General features: G+C 32.8%; 14 protein-coding genes. 2 read left to right on the forward strand and 12 right to left on the reverse strand.

All coding sequences use genetic code 11. The features are described from left to right. Positions 1-276: 276 nt before the first annotated feature. Positions 277-1,494: an IS110 family RNA-guided transposase gene (locus tag CN946_RS22495; protein WP_098863073.1), complete on the forward strand. Its 1,218-nt coding sequence runs from the start codon at positions 277-279 to the stop codon at positions 1,492-1,494. Between the two features lie 134 nt (positions 1,495-1,628). On the opposite strand, the gene CN946_RS23640 is transcribed toward CN946_RS22495, so the two are convergent. From CN946_RS23640 to rsgA, 12 genes are all read right to left on the reverse strand, one after another. Continuing rightward, a complete protein-coding gene (locus CN946_RS23640) occupies positions 1,629-1,808 on the reverse strand; it encodes a hypothetical protein (protein WP_176547420.1) in 180 nt (59 codons plus the stop codon). A 68-nt stretch (positions 1,809-1,876) separates the two neighbouring features. Beyond that, positions 1,877-2,071, reverse strand: a complete 195-nt coding sequence (locus CN946_RS22505; protein ID WP_098863075.1) for a DUF6199 family natural product biosynthesis protein — start codon at positions 2,069-2,071, stop codon at positions 1,877-1,879. Positions 2,072-2,248: 177 nt separating this feature from the next. Next, positions 2,249-2,488 carry a hypothetical protein gene (locus CN946_RS22510; protein WP_098863076.1) on the reverse strand — a complete coding sequence of 80 codons (240 nt, stop codon included), beginning with the start codon at positions 2,486-2,488 and terminating at the stop codon, positions 2,249-2,251. 51 nt (positions 2,489-2,539) lie between these two features. Next, the gene (locus CN946_RS22515; protein WP_098863077.1) at positions 2,540-2,770 is read right to left on the reverse strand and encodes a hypothetical protein; all 231 of its coding nucleotides are present in this window, start codon (positions 2,768-2,770) and stop codon (positions 2,540-2,542) included. Between the two features lie 743 nt (positions 2,771-3,513). Continuing rightward, the gene (locus CN946_RS22520; RefSeq protein WP_176547421.1) at positions 3,514-4,017 is read right to left on the reverse strand and encodes a GNAT family N-acetyltransferase; all 504 of its coding nucleotides are present in this window, start codon (positions 4,015-4,017) and stop codon (positions 3,514-3,516) included. Positions 4,018-4,297: 280 nt separating this feature from the next. Further along, entirely contained in the window at positions 4,298-5,722 is a 1,425-nt protein-coding gene (locus tag CN946_RS22525) for an aldehyde dehydrogenase family protein (RefSeq protein ID WP_098863079.1), read from the reverse strand. Position 5,723: 1 nt separating this feature from the next. Continuing rightward, a complete protein-coding gene (gabT, locus tag CN946_RS22530) occupies positions 5,724-7,088 on the reverse strand; it encodes a 4-aminobutyrate--2-oxoglutarate transaminase (protein WP_098863080.1) in 1,365 nt (454 codons plus the stop codon). A gap of 169 nt (positions 7,089-7,257) precedes the next feature. Further along, positions 7,258-10,455, reverse strand: coding sequence for a DEAD/DEAH box helicase (locus CN946_RS22535; RefSeq protein WP_098863081.1), 3,198 nt, complete (start codon positions 10,453-10,455; stop codon positions 7,258-7,260). A gap of 140 nt (positions 10,456-10,595) precedes the next feature. Continuing rightward, the gene (locus tag CN946_RS22540) at positions 10,596-11,234 is read right to left on the reverse strand and encodes a response regulator transcription factor (protein ID WP_098863082.1); all 639 of its coding nucleotides are present in this window, start codon (positions 11,232-11,234) and stop codon (positions 10,596-10,598) included. An 11-nt stretch (positions 11,235-11,245) separates the two neighbouring features. After that, positions 11,246-12,262, reverse strand: a complete 1,017-nt coding sequence (locus tag CN946_RS22545) for a sensor histidine kinase (RefSeq protein ID WP_098863083.1) — start codon at positions 12,260-12,262, stop codon at positions 11,246-11,248. Then, entirely contained in the window at positions 12,259-12,996 is a 738-nt protein-coding gene (gene liaF / locus CN946_RS22550; RefSeq protein WP_098863084.1) for a cell wall-active antibiotics response protein LiaF, read from the reverse strand. Before liaF ends, CN946_RS22545 begins: the two co-directional genes overlap by 4 nt. Before the next feature lie 437 nt (positions 12,997-13,433). Next, a complete protein-coding gene (rsgA, locus tag CN946_RS22555) occupies positions 13,434-14,480 on the reverse strand; it encodes a ribosome small subunit-dependent GTPase A (protein ID WP_098863085.1) in 1,047 nt (348 codons plus the stop codon). A gap of 687 nt (positions 14,481-15,167) precedes the next feature. On the opposite strand from rsgA, the gene CN946_RS22560 reads away from it, so the two are divergent. Beyond that, positions 15,168-16,562, forward strand: coding sequence for a peptide MFS transporter (locus CN946_RS22560; RefSeq protein ID WP_098863086.1), 1,395 nt, complete (start codon positions 15,168-15,170; stop codon positions 16,560-16,562). Positions 16,563-16,570: the final 8 nt, after the last annotated feature.

Below are 16,570 nucleotides of genomic sequence, written 5' to 3' on the forward strand. Positions count from 1 at the left end.
GCTCGGCCGCACACGCATGCGTTAGCCAACCATGAAGCTCAAAATCGGAGCTTCACAACAGTGAATGAAAATGTAACGAAGTCGACCATACTGGTTCTAAGGCTGGGAGAGGAAGGTCGATCAACTATGGTGCTTAGAGCCCTTGCGTTAGTCTGACTCCAACGACCACGGTGCACAACTGACTGTTGCTCCCTTTCGGGAAGCACTCATGGTAGATTAATCCTATTCTGATTGTTGCACCAGCCTCCATTTACATGCCTAGAAAGGAAGATTTCAATGGATATTATCATTGAAAGAGCGTGTGGTCTTGATGTTCATAAAGACAATATCACTGCTTGTATTTTGACCCCAGAAGGAAAGGAGGTTCAAACATTTTCAACAAAGACTATTTTTCTACTAAAGTTATTGGACTGGATCAAGGAGAATAAGTGTACTCATGTGGCAATGGAAAGTACTAGTGTTTATTGGAAACCAATTGTTAATTTACTTGAGTCCGAAGGCATCGAGTTTTTAGTAGTGAATGCCCAACACATGAAAGCACTCCCTGGTCGCAAAACCGATGTGAAAGATGCCGAATGGATCGCTCAACTTCTTCGTCATGGATTATTAAAAGCAAGTTTTATTCCGAATAGAGATCAACGAGAGTTGAGAGAACTTGTACGATATCGCCGTAGTATTATTGAAGAACGTGCCAGACAACTTAATCGGATTCAAAAGGTTTTAGAAGGAGCTAACATCAAACTAGGATCTGTTGTATCTGAAATTGACGGTGTTTCATCAACAGACATGCTTCGAGCAATAGCAAATGGTGAAGATGATCCTGAAATACTTTCAAACTTCGCCCGTGGTACATTGAAGAAGAAAAAAGAAGAGCTTAAATTGGCACTTCAAGGTCATATCCATCCACACCAACGCTTAATGATAAAAACGATTTTAACCCATATTGATTTCCTAAGTGAACAAATAGAAATGTTAGATAAAGAGATCGCAAATCGAGTAAGTTCAAATCAAGAAGATATAGAACGACTCGATTCAATTCCTGGAATTGCCACAAGAATGGCTGAACAAATTTTCGCTGAAATTGGAGCAAATTTTGGTGATCAATTCCCTTCTGCCTCCAATCTATGTTCATGGGCAGCATTGGTCCCAGGTCACAACGAGAGTGCGGGAAAAAGAAAATCTAGTAAATCAAAAAAGGGAAATAAGTATTTAAAATCGGCTTTAGTAGAAGCAGCTCAATCAGTAAGAGGATCCAAAAACTATCTTGGTGCACTGTATAGACGTACTGCTGGACGAAAAGGACAAAAAAAGGCGGCGATCGTAGTCGCACACGCGATGTTGAGAATCGCATATTACCTTTTAACTCGAAAAGAAATGTACGTTGATCTAGGTGAAGATTACTTTGATAAGCAGAGGCAAGAATCTATTGTCCGCCATTCGGTTCGAAGACTCGAAAACCTAGGGTATACCGTGAATATAACCGAAGCCTCTTAATCTACTTAATTAGAATCCATATACACCAACAATAGGTCGCTCCACTTTTTTTTAAAACGAATGAGCTGCTTCTATTTAGTATTGCCTTTTAATTGGTTTTTCAGAATTTATTTTCATGGTAGTTGAATAAGATATTAATCATTTTTAATAATGATTATGGCTAAAATTCCTCCAAGTAATGTGGATAACCCACCAATTATTGCAGCAATAAATCGATTATCCCAATAATTATAATGATTTAATATTATATTTATAGTTGATGAAAATACAACCATCAATAAAAGTTGTGAAATACTCATTTTCCCTTTTAGCATAAGGATTAACCACTCATTCTTTTTTTCACACAAAAAGATCACATTAATTGTGATCTGTACTCCTTATATTATAACCTTGACGCGATGATACTAGCAGCACCAACTAAAACACACATTGTTCCGCCAAAACGTGTACTCCACTTATAAAAAGAAGATGGTTCTGTTGCACCATCGGATTTCCAACTTTCCGTAACTACCCAAAATGCTTCAGGATTCATTATTAGTAAAAATCCAAATAAAATGAGTAATATTCCTATAAACATATAAGAAACCCTCCATAATATTTTGTGATCTTTACTCGCTCATTTTCTTATTTTCTTAATATTTTTTTTGCAAAAAAGATAATTCCAATGGCAATAGCAGCAAAGATTAGAAACCATACAATAATTGGGGTAAATAACAGGTTTTCCAAATGAATCCTCCCTTTAATAGGTAATAGGTTATTCCTTGATTCCCTTATATACATAACGAGCACCAATGATAAAGAATACTAAACTTAATAACAATGGAATTATTCCAATATTAGCCAACGCTGTTCCTAAAACTCCTAAATTTGAGTCCCATCCATCTCCAGCTGGTTGAGATAGGTACAAAGAATAGATTGATGCCGAAATAAGTGTTACTCCAAATAATAAAATACTTGCTAAAACTCCAATTCCACCAACGACTAGATTCTTCATCTTTTTCTCTCCCTGTTTTGTTATATAGTTCTTTCAGGATTAAAAATTCTATTAGTCTAAGAAGCTTGCAACTAACCCAAATAACATTGTTAATACGATAAATGTAATAAAGAAATATCCTAAATATCTTATTAGCTTTGGCTTTTTCCCTAATTCGAAACTTTTTCTTTTTAAAGGAATAACACCCGCCATTTTTTGTAGATCCTCTATTGGTGAAAATACTTTCTTATCTTCCACGTAAACTTTGCTTTCAGTCGTTTCTGATTCGTGCGTTCTTTCCATAGATTCCACCTACCTTTTTAGTTATTATGTAATTTAAATGCCTTATACTATTTACTATATTTTACCATTTTTCATTAAAATTTGATTAGATATTTTTCGCGTTTAAATGTCATTTACCTTTTTGGGGTTGGGAGCTGGGTTTACAGGCGGAGCCCTTTTCTTTTACTTGATTAGAACACTAAGTGGTTCTGACTGTACATTAGCAAGCCGATAATAAGTCTAAATTCTTTTTGAATATAGAGTCGATGCCAAAACAACCAGAAAAAGAAAATACAAGGTTTTAGAGTGGAGATTTTTTATAGAACTTCTAAAAATACTACTCGGACCTTGTATTTATCTTTAATGTAAAAGTTGATTTCAGTAAATTGATCTACTGGGAATGGTTTGCATGCGTTAGTTGAATTAATCGAGTAATCTTCTATTGATCAATAAGTACACCATTGTAAATAAAATCAACATTCTAATTATAAGAATCGTTAATTCGTAAAGATAGTCGATAATACTATCGATTATTATTAACAAGCTGAGAGAAAGAAAAAAACCTCCACTATTGCATTTTTCCATAATATGTTAATTCTTGATTTAAACGATATTCCCTTCATTAAGCACAAACGAAGTTATAAAATTAATCCTTATTCAACCAATCTGCTATTTTAATGGATAAATAATCAACACTCTAAAATAACTGAGCCTTAAAAATAAAAAAAGACGATCAACACATTCATTTGATCATCTCTTTCTTCCTATTTAATAATCTTAACCATATGATCTTCATCGTAAAATTCACCATTAACAAATAATGCTCTTTTTTCTGTACCAAAGCTTTCAAAGCCTACAGTTTCATAAAGTCTTTTTGCAGATTGATTTGATGAAATGACTGCCAATTCAATTTGTAAAATTTCTACAATTTCCATAGCATCTTGAATCGCTTGACTTAAAACTTTTTTCCCTACACCTTTACCTCGATAATCTGGTGTAACATACATTCCCCAAATTGTTCCTTTATGTTTCATTTTTTCAGATCTTTTTTGATAGAAGCCAGCAACCCCAATAAGTATGTCTTTGTCGAATGCACCGATAATAAAATTATCAAAAGTCTTAGGAAAATTATTTGTATGCTGTTCGATTGATTTTCTCTCGTATTCAGTTAAACTTTCTCCGAATGCTTCTGGTGATAATGTTAACCCTTCACTTCTTAATCGTATAAACTCAGGTAAATCTTCAATTGTTAATTTTCGAATTTCCATACCTAATCTCCCTTCGAAGCTCATAGAGGTGTTAAATTTTTAAAAACACTTTTTACAATTCACTTAAACCAATTTTTTCATCTCATACAAATATAACATATAATTCTGAAGTTTTAGAATAAAAAAAGGACTGATCATATTAATGCACGATCAGTCCATTCATTTTAAAGACAAATTCCAAAACCCATGTTTATCAGTTTGATTCGCTTGTCTTCGAGGCGCGAAGCTTAGTGAGGAGCGGAGTTACCCTAAACGGTAATGAGCACCCGCGCGGGCAGTCTTAAAGTTTAATAGAGACTAGTTTCAGTTCAGTCATCTCTTGTATTGCATATTTTATGCCTTCTCTTCCATACCCACTTTCTTTTACGCCACCGTAAGGCATTAAATCTACTCTAAAAGTAGGAACATCGTTTACTAGCACGCCACCTACATGTAATTTTTTAGTAGCATATAATGCTTTTTGTAAGTTGTTTGTATAGACACCAGCTTGTAATCCAAATCGACTATTGTTTACATCATTTATTGCTTCATCAAACTGTTCATATGAATTGATGACTACAACTGGACCAAAAATTTCCTTACAGGATACATCACTACTGTTCTTTACGTTTGTTAAAATAGTTGGTTTATAAAGACGATCATCTATTATATCCCCACCAGTTACTAGATCGGCTCCATCTTTAATAGATTGCTTAACCCATTCATCTATTCTAGCAACATCTTTTTTAGAAATCAGAGCACTAATATCTGTTTGAAGGTCTAATGGCGAACCTATATTTAATAATTTAGTAGCCTTTTTCATCTTCAATAGGAATTCATTATAAAGTGTATGGTGTACAAAAATTCTTTGTAATGAAATACATACTTGGCCGTTATAAATAAAGGCTCCCCATACACAACGATTGATTAATTCATCAGTTAACTGGACTTCTTCATCGATGATCAACGCTGAGTTTGACCCTAGTTCTAAAGTTACTTTTTTTAATCCTGCTTTGTTTTTTAATGAGATGCCTACTTCAGGACTGCCCGTAAATGTAATTGCTTTAACTTCAGGATGTTTTACTAAAGCATCACCAATTTCGGAGCCCTTTCCAGTAATTAGGTTAAATGCACCTTTAGGTAAATCCGTTTTATCAATCATTTCAGCTAATGCAATCGCAGAGAGTGGAGTCTGACTAGCAGGTTTTAAAACAATTGTATTTCCTGCAGCAATTGCTGGACCAACTTTATGTGCTACTAAATTAAACGGGAAATTAAACGGTGTAATTGCACCAATTACACCAACTGGCTCTCTGACTGTATAAGTGACTCGACCTTCACCACCTGCTACTGCATCTAATGGGATTGTTTCCCCGTATATTCTTTTTGCTTCTTCAGCAGCAATTTTATAAGTTGCAATCGTTCGATCAATTTCACCTAAAGCAGCCTTTAGAGGTTTTGATGCCTCTAGTGCTAAAATCTCAGCTAGTTTTGAACGATTTTCTTTAAACTGTTCAACTAATTGCTCTAAAATGACACTTCTTTCATATGAGCTGAGCTTTTCCATTTGAGTTTTCGCGTTATTAGCCGCCCTGATCGCTTCTTCCAAATTCTCTATCGTTGCGAATGGTATTTCGGCTAAAACTTCACCAGAATGAGGTGCAACAAGATTTTCATGTTTAACCCCTTCAACCCAACTTCCATCTATATAAAATTGTTTTTTCATTCTATTTCACCTCAGTTATAAGCTGACTAGCAACTTGATCTATTGATTGTTTTATAATATCCAGTCCTTCATCTAATTCTTCGTCAGAAATAATTAAAGGTGTTAAGAAACGAAGAATATTACTATGAACCCCTGCGCTAAGTATAATGACGCCATTTTCACAACATTTTTTTGTTAATGCTGCAACAAACTCTTTTGCTGGTTGACCAGAAGTAGGATCTATAAATTCGATACCTACCATTGCTCCTAGTCCTCTAATGTCATATATAATTGGAAAATCATTTTTCAATTGATCAAAAAATGATTTAATTTTTTCTCCAATCGATCTAGCTCGAATCCATAATTTTTCACTTTCAATTTTTCCAATCACCTCGAGCGCTGCCACACAACCTAAAGGACTTCCGCCATATGTTCCACCTAGTTCCCCTGGTGATGCCGCATCCATTATTTCAGTTCGACCTGTGACCGCACTAATAGGAACACCCGCTGCGATTGATTTTGACATTGTGATTAAATCCGGTTCAATTTCAAAAATCGTTGATGCAAATAATTCACCCGTTCTCCCAAATCCTGTTTGAATTTCATCCGCTATAAACAAAATTCCATGTGACTTACAAATTGAATATACTTCTTTTACAAATTTCTTTGGAGGAACAATAAATCCTCCTTCACCTTGTACGGGCTCTATAATAACTGCAGCCACTTCTTCTGGTGATACATCTGTTAAAAGAAAATCCTTAAATTGAGAAATACAAAAATTAATATATTCTTCTTCAGATAACTCTTTCGGTCTATTTGATATATAAGGGAATTTAGCTTTATATGTAGCTGGAGCAAATGGTCCCATTTTATATTTATATGGTTTTACTTTACTTGTTAAAGACATTCCTAATAAAGTTCGCCCATGAAATCCTCGAGTAAACGAAATAATTCCTGAACGACCAGTGTACTTCCTTGCAATTTTAACAGCATTTTCAACTGCTTCAGCACCGCTATTTAATAGAATTGTTTTTTTAGAAAAATCCCCAGGCGTTATTTCAGTTAATTTTTTAGCTAAATCAATATAAGACTTATACATTCCTACATGAAAACAAGAGTGGATTAATCGCTCTGATTGATTTTTAATCGCTTGTACAACATTCTTTGGAGTATGTCCTACATTTAGCGTACCAATCGCTCCAGCAAAATCTAAAAATTTATTTCCATCAACATCCTCAACGATTGTACCTTTTGCTTTTTCTACAAAAACAGGTGTATTATTTCCAACTCCATTTGGAACAAACTCATTACGTAATTCAATGAGTTCTTTCCCCTTTGGCCCTGGAACTCCTACTGAGACATTAACAAATTTTCGATTATTGCTCATGCTAACTCTCCCTCTCATAATAATAATTTCATTTTCAATCTATGAATTTATTAAATTATTAGCTTCATTACTAATATACTCGCTTTCAAACTTTTAAGAATGAAATAAAACGAAGCCAAGGACTTTTTCGAGGGAGAGGGAAAAGCCACTCAGGCGAGTGGCAAATATATTAAAACATTAATAATTCACGAATGTCTTCTTCTGTTAAATTAAATGAAGTTTTTCCATTCGTTTCAATAATTTCTCCTATTAATTGTTTTTTCTTCTCTTGTAGTTCATTCATTTTATCTTCAATCGTACCTTTAGCGACTAGCTTGATCACTTGAACATCATTCATTTGACCGAAACGGTATGCTCGATCTGTTGCCTGGTTTTCAACCGCAGGATTCCACCAATTATCATAAAGAATAACTGTATCAGCTCCAGTTAAATTTAGTCCCACTCCTCCTGCTTTTAATGAAATTAAGAAGAAGTTATGTTCACCAACATTAAATCGATTACAAATAGATAGACGTTCTTCAGAAGGAGTTTGTCCATCTAGATAAAAAAATTGTTCTCCCATAATTGATAGTTCTCTACCGATTAAATCTAACATTTTTGTAAATTGAGAGAATATCAATACTCTTCTACCAGCTATTTTTGATGCCTCAATTATTTGAAATAGCTGTTCAAACTTAGCTGAACTACCTTCGTAACCATCTATAAATAAAGCTGGATGGCAACAAATTTGTCTTAAACGGGTTAAACCAGCTAAAATTTTTATATGATTTTTGCCTAATGTAAATTTATCCACTGCTAAGTGCTTTAGTGTGTCGTGTCGTAGTTTTGCTAAATATGCTGCATATAATTTTTTTTGTTCTGGTAGCAATTCGACAGATTCCTTCGATTCGATTTTCTCTGGAAGTTCCTTAAGTACATCCTCTTTTAATCTTCTTAATAAGAAAGGACGAACTCTTTTGGAGATTGTTTTCCTAGTCAAATTACTAAATTCCTTTAACCCTCCAAATAATTCTGGAAAAACTACATGATAAATTGCCCAAAGTTCTTCGAGTGAATTTTCAATTGGCGTACCTGTTAATGCAAATCGTTGATCAGCATTTAGCTTTTTAACAACTTTAGCTGTTTGAGTAAAAGGATTTTTAAAATTCTGTGCCTCATCAAAAAATACTGTATGAAACTTTTGTTTCTCGTACCACTTTATATCATTTCTTAACATCGAATAAGAGGTAATTAATACATCGATATTGACTAGTTCTTTTTGAATTTTCAATCTTTCATTTTTATTTCCATCAATGATAAGCGCTTGAATTTCCGGTACGAATTTGAATACTTCGCTTAACCAGTTATACGTTAATGCGGTAGGACAAACAATTAGAATTGGTGTATTAAATGAACGGATTTCCTTTAAAACGGATTGTATATAAGCAAGGCTTTGAATTGTTTTACCTAAGCCCATATCATCCGCTAAAATTCCTCCAAATCCAAATTTAGCTAAATTCTTCATCCATTTATATCCAAAAATTTGGTAGTCTCGTAACAGTTTTTTCAAGGTTTTAGGTACTTCTTCTACTATTTCATTTGGATTTATTAAACTCTCATAAAAATGATGCAAACGATCTTCAATTTTAAATAGACTAGTTTCTTCAGCAGAATCTAATAAATATAGACCATTTTTTATTGGTAAGTTTAATACACTTTCATAATCAAACTCTTGCTCAGGTACTGCATTTAAAAATCGCCTTATCTCTTGTAATTCTCTCGTTTCAAGCGAGTACAAAGTACCATCATGTAACCGATAATATTTCCGTTTCTCTTTCAGTGCTAATAATACTTCTTTGATTTGTTTCTCAGGAATGTCTAATTCAAATTTAAATTCCAACCAATTCGTTCGTTCTCTTTTTAAATTAACCCGTATTTGAGGCTTCTTATTTTCTTTAAAAATTCTATTTCGAACTGCAGTTGTTGCATAAATTTCAGCTAGTTTTTCAAGTTTAGGTACAATATTTCTTAAAAACTCGTATTCAAGTTCTTCATTTTGTAAGAAATAGCCACCTTCAGTTTTTGAAAATGAACTATCTTCCATTAATTGTAATATTTCTAATTCTTTTTCTTCATCTCTAATTAACGTTTTACTAAGTTGAATTTCTCTTTTATCTAGCGGATTAATCACGATACGATCATAATGAAATTCAAGCCCAGCAAGTAATTTATTTTTTATACGATCTAAATATAGCTTTGCTCTTAACGGAATTTCAGAATATTGGTTTGATAATGAAGAAGGTAATTGCACGTTCCCAAGCTTTATAAGACCTGGAATTACTTTCTCAACGTAAAGATGGATTTGGTCTGTTGGTATATTTATTTTTTCATGTACTGTGTTTTTAAATATTTGTTTTAAATCAACAAGTCGATTAAATTCCTCAACTTTTAGATTATATATTCTTCCACGATATAAGACTGTTGAATAAGCTTCCATTATCGTTAATTGCTCAATTCCTTTTACAGTTAAAAAGTATTGATCACTTAAATGATCTATTTCAAATTCCAATGGTAATTTATCTTCGGTAAATGAAATTCCATTAAATGGTATTCCATTTTCAATTATTTTGACGTTTTCTGTAACCGTTAATAAATTAATGAATTGGCTCCAAATTGTCGGAGAAATGAACATGTATTCATTTTCCATAGTTAGGGGATCATTAAACATTTTTTCATCATCTAACAACTTTATTAAAAGTTCCCAAATACGATTAACTTCATTTTGGACACAATGTAAATTAGGGTCAAAAATAATTTCAGCCGAAATATTACTTGGTTTCCCCTCATTAACATCCCTTAAAAAATTGCGTAGATTTTCTACTTTCTTTTTTCCAAATGCCATCGCAATTCCAAGGATTTTATAACCTTCATTCATTTCAACGATTTCGCAAATAAAGTCGAAATCAATAATTTGCCGATCGTCAAAATGTTTTAATTGTCCGCTTTTACGAAACGTTTTATCATGAAAAAGTTCTAAAATACCATTCGACCCATTTAAATCGGAGTTTTCTATAAAAACATCTATTTCATTAGGATTTCCCTCGTTTTTCTGACGTTCAAAAATCGAAATTAAAACGGCAGCTATATGTTGACAATCCGTTTTAATTGAAGCTAGTTTAGGACAAGTGCAGTTACAATAAAAATCACCATTTTCTTCTTTTATAACATGAACAGTAAATTCTTCATTTCCTATAACTGTAGCTGTACAGTCAACTTCATTGTATTTTTCGATTTGTACTTTATTTGCGCGATAAAAAGAGTCACCTCTTTTGAAGGAGACTGTACCGCAGCGTTCTTTTATGATTTTATGATTCAATTTTATCTTCAATTAACTGCTCCTTCTAAAATAAATAAAAACGAATATAACTATCTTACCATTAATTATTAATTTTTCTAAAATATTGCTTCATATCTTCTTATAAAAATAGAAAAAAAGAAGCCATTTTTGACTTCTTTTTGTTAATAAATCTATTTTTGTTCTACAATACCGTGTCTAAAAGCATAAATTACGGCTTGAGTTCGATCGACCACTTCTAATTTCGTTAAGATATTACTTACATGCGTTTTTACCGTTTTTAATGAAACAAACAAAGCATCGGCGATTTCTTGATTTGATTTACCTTCAGTCATTAAATGAAGCACTTCTTGTTCTCTAGCAGTTAAATCATCATGTAATTCACGTTGGGTAGATTTTCTCATTCTATTCATCATTTTCCCTGTAACAACTGGTTCTAAAACTGAGCCGCCTTTATGTGTCGTTCGTATTGCACCTGCGATATCACTAGCTCTAGATGTTTTTAACATATAACTAATTGCACCTGCGTCAATTGCAGGATAAACATTTTCATCATCAATAAAACTTGTAACAATAATGATTTTTGCTTCTGGCCATTTTGAAATAATTTGTTTTGTCGCTTCAATTCCATCCATAACTTCCATAATTAAGTCCATTAATACAATATCAGGACGTTTTTCTAATACAAGTTCTACGCCTTCTTTTCCATTACTCGCTTGACCAACCACTTCAATATCAGATTGAGTACTTAAATATGTAGAAACACCCATTCTTACCATTTCATGATCATCAACTAACACGACTTTGATCAAATTTCCCACCTCTATTCAATTACTGGAACTTTTACTTCTATCTGGGTTCCCCTTTTTGGTATACTTACTATTTTTGCCGTTCCACCAATTTCAGAAGAACGTTCACTTATTGATTGCAATCCATACGAACCAGTTTTTCGGTTCTCGACATCAAAACCAACTCCATCATCAATCATTCGAACTAATACAAAATCTTCAATTTTTCTAATTCGTATTTCAAAAGTTTTTGCATTTGCATGCCTTAAAGTATTCGATAATGCTTCTTGAATAATCCTAAATAAATGATCCTCTACACCTTTTGAAAGTGTAATATCATCGATTTTCCATTTTAATTGAAGAGCTTGACGATCTGTTAATTCAGTTAGAAGCTTTTCTACGCCTTCTTTTAAGCTTTTACCTTCTAACTGAACTGGTCTTAAATGTAATAAAAGTGCACGCATTTCTGATTGAGCATTAATCGCCATTTTTTCAATATATTGTAATTGTTCTTTAAACGTAGTTTCACCAAGTTCATTGATTGCAGAAATCATCATCGATATCGCAAATAATTGTTGGCTAACTGAGTCATGTAATTCTCTTGCTAGTCTATGTCGCTCTTTCGTTACGACATCTTCAATTGTCTGAGACTCAATTAATTTCTTTTCATCTACTAATTTTTGAACAGTCTTCCTTGAATCTTCAATTTGTTTAGAAATTTTTTGAAGTTTTAATTCGATTTCGTTATCAATTGACCGAATTGAATGCTCTGATTCTTTATGATAAATTCCATTTTCTGCCTTTACTATACCTTCCAATAAAGCTTTTTCATTATGACGAATCGTACTCAAAACAGCTGTACTATAAACAATTGATATAATTATGATGGCTACAAATAATATTAATAGTAAAGAAAAATTTCCAATTTTATACAGAAACAATTTATCAAGGAAAGTATGATCAATAAAATAATAAACAACGCCACAGATTAAAATACTAGATGTAAACGCAGCAAGACATATTGATAAAAAGATACCTTTGTCAATTTTCATTTATTTGTCACCTCAATATTTCCGATTGCTAAAGAAGTGACAATTTTCAACTTTCTTGAAGCTTCTTTATAATCATTAGAAGTGAACTTACAATTCTTGTTAAACCCGTTCAATTTATTTTTAAGGATATTAATTTTGCCATATAAAGTAGAATGCTGAATCGAGACTTCTAAATCATACGGCACATACAAAGTAATATTACCGATGATTCCATTTAATACCAACACTGTCTCTCCTTCAGGAATAAATGACTCCGAAAGATCGATTATGACATCTCCAATTCCAAAATAATAATCTACATCTTCTAACTCAAATGAATCATTCTTTAGATGAATATTTGTGAAAAATCGATTTGAAATGAGAGAATTTGTTTCAAAGACACCTGTATTCGTTGTTTCAACTATGTTTGGAATAATGACTTTTGCGTTAAATTTAGAATTAACGAATATTAAATATCCAACATAAATCACAATAAAGGATAGTACCCCTAAAATCGATTTCAATTGAAATACATTACTGATAAATAAAATGATTCCTCCAAAAAACGCGATATTCGCAGATGTAGAAGGGTAAACTTTGCGTTTTTTTGCCCCATACTGAAATAAATAAATACCTACCCCAGCTGCGATTATTGCAAAAGGATTTAAAAATAGGTCAAATAATAATCCAATGCCTGCAATTATGAATAATAATCCGGTTAATTCATTGCTAGACAATCGTCTAAATCGCTTCATATAGCTCTCCTCTATTCACTAAACTAGCTTGTTAATAGCAATCGAAAGCTTTTGTTATTAACTATTCTACTATGTAGTTTATCTATTTTTTGCTCGTTTTGATACAAACTTAAGTATTGTCTTATCTCAGTCTTAAGACTGAGATTTTTTTAAAGAATTATGTAACTAACCTTGGACACATTACGAGTAAGTAAATCGTGTATTTTTGTCTTTTTACTTACTCATGAACCCCTTATGAGTTACTAAATCGCGCAATTTTGTCTTTTTACTTACTCATGAACCCTTTATGAGTTACTAATTCGCGCAATTTTTGTCTTTTTACTTACTCATGAACCCTTTATGAGTTACTAATTCGCGCATTCTTACATTTCCACTTCCTCATGAAGCCCTCATGAAAATGTCAAAAAGAAAAAGAAGAGTATAAATACTCTTCCCTCTTATTTATAAGACTTAGTATTCATCATTTTACTAATTTTTTTCCACTTATCTCTTTCTTGTCTAGCTAGTGATGCGTCTTGTTTACGTTCTGCATACGCTAGTTCTCTCATTAATTTACGATAGCTTGTGAGTCTTTGATGATCTAGTTCACCGTTTTCGATTGCTTGATTGACTGCACATCCTGGTTCGTTTTCATGTGTACAGTCTGAGAATTTACATGATTTAGCTAATTCTTCGACATCTATAAATGTCGAGCTTATATGCTCTTCTCCACCCCAAAGTTGTAGTTCTCGCATACCTGGTGTATCGATGACCATTCCACCAGTTGGTAGGAAAAATAATTCGCGATGTGTAGTTGTATGTTTACCACGATCGTCACCTTCACGTACGACCTGTGTTATTTGAATTACTTCACCGATTAACGCGTTTAATAATGTAGATTTACCAACACCTGAAGAACCAAGTAAGGAAACAGTCTTCCCTTCTGAAATGAGCTGTTTCAGTTCTTCTATACCTTCTCCATTTGTACTATTTACAGAATAAATCGGTACACCAAATGCAATCTCTTCAACTGCTGCAATTTTGGTTGGTAGGTCAGTGCATAAATCCTTTTTTGTTAAAATGATAATTGGACTAGCTCCACTATCATATGCAACAAGTAAATAACGTTCTAATCTTCTTATATTAAAATCGTTATTTAATGCCATTACTAAAAACACGTAATCTATATTAGTAGCTACTATTTGTTCTTCAGTTTTTTCTCCTGCAGATTGCCTTGAGAATTGACTTGTTCTCGGCAATACCTTTTGAATAATGGCTTTGTTTTCACCTTTTAACGAATCAATAACAACCCAATCTCCAACGGATGGATAATCACTTTTTACTTTTGCTTGGAATTGAAATTTCCCAGAAACTTCACCAGTTAGTTCATTTTCTCCATCATGCAATTTATAAATTTGTCTTTGTTCAGATATAACTCTTGCAACTACAGTATTTTGATCCTTTTCTCCGAACGCTTCGTTCCAACCTAATTGTCTTAAATTCATTTTGTCCTCCAATTATATAAGGACAATAATGAAGATTCACTCCATTTTTTGTCCTCTACTATTTACCTTTTTCTGAACTAAATTAATTAACTTTCCCATATTCATCACTCCGTTTCATATATAGTACTTTTAGTATATCCAAATTTTAGAAAATCGTCCATATGAATTAATTGAATATTAAAAAAGGACAAAACATTCTATTTTCATTTCGACATATTTTGACAATTCCCATTCTTTTGTTTAATTAAACTTTTATAATATTAAAGTAAAAAATAATAAAAACCCTTGAAATATTTCAAAAACTTATTATTATTTAGATATAGGTCTTTTTGTTTAGGCTGTACTAATACAGGTCAATCGACAAAGTCTAAAAATACTAGTTTAATGAGAAAAATCAGTATTGCTAGATTTGTCTGACAATATAAAAAACTTTACAGAAATACGCTATTGTGTGTTATACTAAAATAGTAAAATGGTCCCAGGTTATTTTTGGCGGATCTAGATATGAATTTAGTAGCATTGTTCTGATGAAAATAGTTAGAAATTTTTTTTAACTCAAATTGTCGAAATTTGTTGAATTCGGAAATTATTTTTTACAATAAATTGACAGAATAGTATATGAATTGACGACAATAAATATTCATACAGAAAATTACACAGAATAGCACTTATGAGGGAGGAATTTGAATGAGCGTAGCAACAAAACAAAACGTTTCATCAAACGAGCAAAATCAAAAAACGAAACACCCACCTGGCCTTTACTTACTTTTTGCAACAGAGGCTTGGGAGCGCTTTAGTTATTATGGAATGCGTGCACTTTTAGTTCTTTATTTAACAACTTCAGTAGTTCAAGGTGGACTTGGATTTAAAGATGCTTGGGCACTACAACTTTATGGATTATTTACTGGTCTTGTATATTTCACTCCAATCATTGGTGGTTGGATTACAGATAATTTCCTTGCGAAGCGTGCTGCTATTACAATTGGTGGTATTATTATGGCAGCTGGTAATATCGCATTATTCGGTATTCATTCTTCAACTGGTTTATATCTTGGTTTAATTTTAATGATTATCGGTAATGGTTTCTTCAAACCAAACATTTCAACAATTGTTGGTGAACTTTATGAAGGAGATGACCCACGTCGTGATGGTGCATTCACAATCTTCTACATGGGTATCAACTTAGGTGCATTCTTTGCTCCACTTGTTACTGGTTATTTAGCACAAACTTTATTTATGTCTAAAAATGCTGCTGGCGATGATTTATTTGGTTACCGTTATGGTTTCTTAGCATCTGCGATCGGTATGATTATTGGTCAAATTATTTTTAACGTATTAGCTCAAAAATATTTAGGTGATCTAGGTACTAAACCTAACGCTAAAGTTGTGAAAGAGGGTAACAGCAAATCAGTTAAGGATGTTCCTCTTACTAAAAAGGAAAAACAACGTACTACAGTTATCTTTATCTTAGCTGCATTCGTAGTATTTTTCTGGGCTGGATTTGAACAAGCTGGTTCATCATTAACACTTTATACTGAGCGTTTCTTAGATCTTAAAGTTGGAAGCTTCAATGTACCATCTGCTTGGTTCCAATCTGTTAACCCATTATTCATTATGCTTTTTGCTCCAGTTCTTTCTATGATCTGGATTAAAATGGCAAGAAATGGTAAAAACATTAGTGTTCCTGCGAAAATGGCAATGGGTCTTATCCTATTAGGTGTTGGTTTCGCTTTCACAATTATGGCAGTTATGAAAACTGGTTCTGATCCAAATCACATTACTGTAAAAGCAAACATGTTATTCATGGTTATGACATATTTCTTCCATACAATTGCTGAATTAGTACTTTCACCAGTTGGTTTATCAGCAGTATCTCGTTATGCACCTGCTAAACTTGCTTCATTATTAATGGGTGTATGGTTATCATCAAGTTTCATTGCAAACTTAGTTGGTGGTCAATTAGCTGCATTTACAACAACTCTTGGTATGTTACAAGTATTCTTAGCAGTAGGTGGAGCAGCAATAGTTGCAGGCTTAATCTTACTTGCTTTATCACCAAAACTTGCAAGAATGTTAGATTAATTACAAAA

This window comes from Bacillus sp. AFS053548 (genome assembly GCF_002575105.1).
In the GTDB taxonomy this organism is placed as follows: domain Bacteria; phylum Bacillota; class Bacilli; order Bacillales; family Bacillaceae_G; genus Gottfriedia.

Bases quoted from the DNA above. Each gene is read 5' to 3' on its own strand.
- CN946_RS22495 (WP_098863073.1), top strand. From the start codon at position 277: ATGGATATTATCATTGAAAGAGCGTGTGGTCTTGATGTTCATAAAGAC.
- CN946_RS23640 (WP_176547420.1), bottom strand. From the start codon at position 1,808: ATGCTAAAAGGGAAAATGAGTATTTCACAACTTTTATTGATGGTTGTA.
- CN946_RS22505 (WP_098863075.1), bottom strand. From the start codon at position 2,071: ATGTTTATAGGAATATTACTCATTTTATTTGGATTTTTACTAATAATG.
- CN946_RS22510 (WP_098863076.1), bottom strand. From the start codon at position 2,488: ATGAAGAATCTAGTCGTTGGTGGAATTGGAGTTTTAGCAAGTATTTTA.
- CN946_RS22515 (WP_098863077.1), bottom strand. From the start codon at position 2,770: ATGGAAAGAACGCACGAATCAGAAACGACTGAAAGCAAAGTTTACGTG.
- CN946_RS22520 (WP_176547421.1), bottom strand. From the start codon at position 4,017: ATGGAAATTCGAAAATTAACAATTGAAGATTTACCTGAGTTTATACGA.
- CN946_RS22525 (WP_098863079.1), bottom strand. From the start codon at position 5,722: ATGAAAAAACAATTTTATATAGATGGAAGTTGGGTTGAAGGGGTTAAA.
- gabT (WP_098863080.1), bottom strand. From the start codon at position 7,088: ATGAGCAATAATCGAAAATTTGTTAATGTCTCAGTAGGAGTTCCAGGG.
- CN946_RS22545 (WP_098863083.1), bottom strand. From the start codon at position 12,262: ATGAAAATTGACAAAGGTATCTTTTTATCAATATGTCTTGCTGCGTTT.
- liaF (WP_098863084.1), bottom strand. From the start codon at position 12,996: ATGAAGCGATTTAGACGATTGTCTAGCAATGAATTAACCGGATTATTA.
- rsgA (WP_098863085.1), bottom strand. From the start codon at position 14,480: ATGAATTTAAGACAATTAGGTTGGAACGAAGCGTTCGGAGAAAAGGAT.
- CN946_RS22560 (WP_098863086.1), top strand. From the start codon at position 15,168: ATGAGCGTAGCAACAAAACAAAACGTTTCATCAAACGAGCAAAATCAA.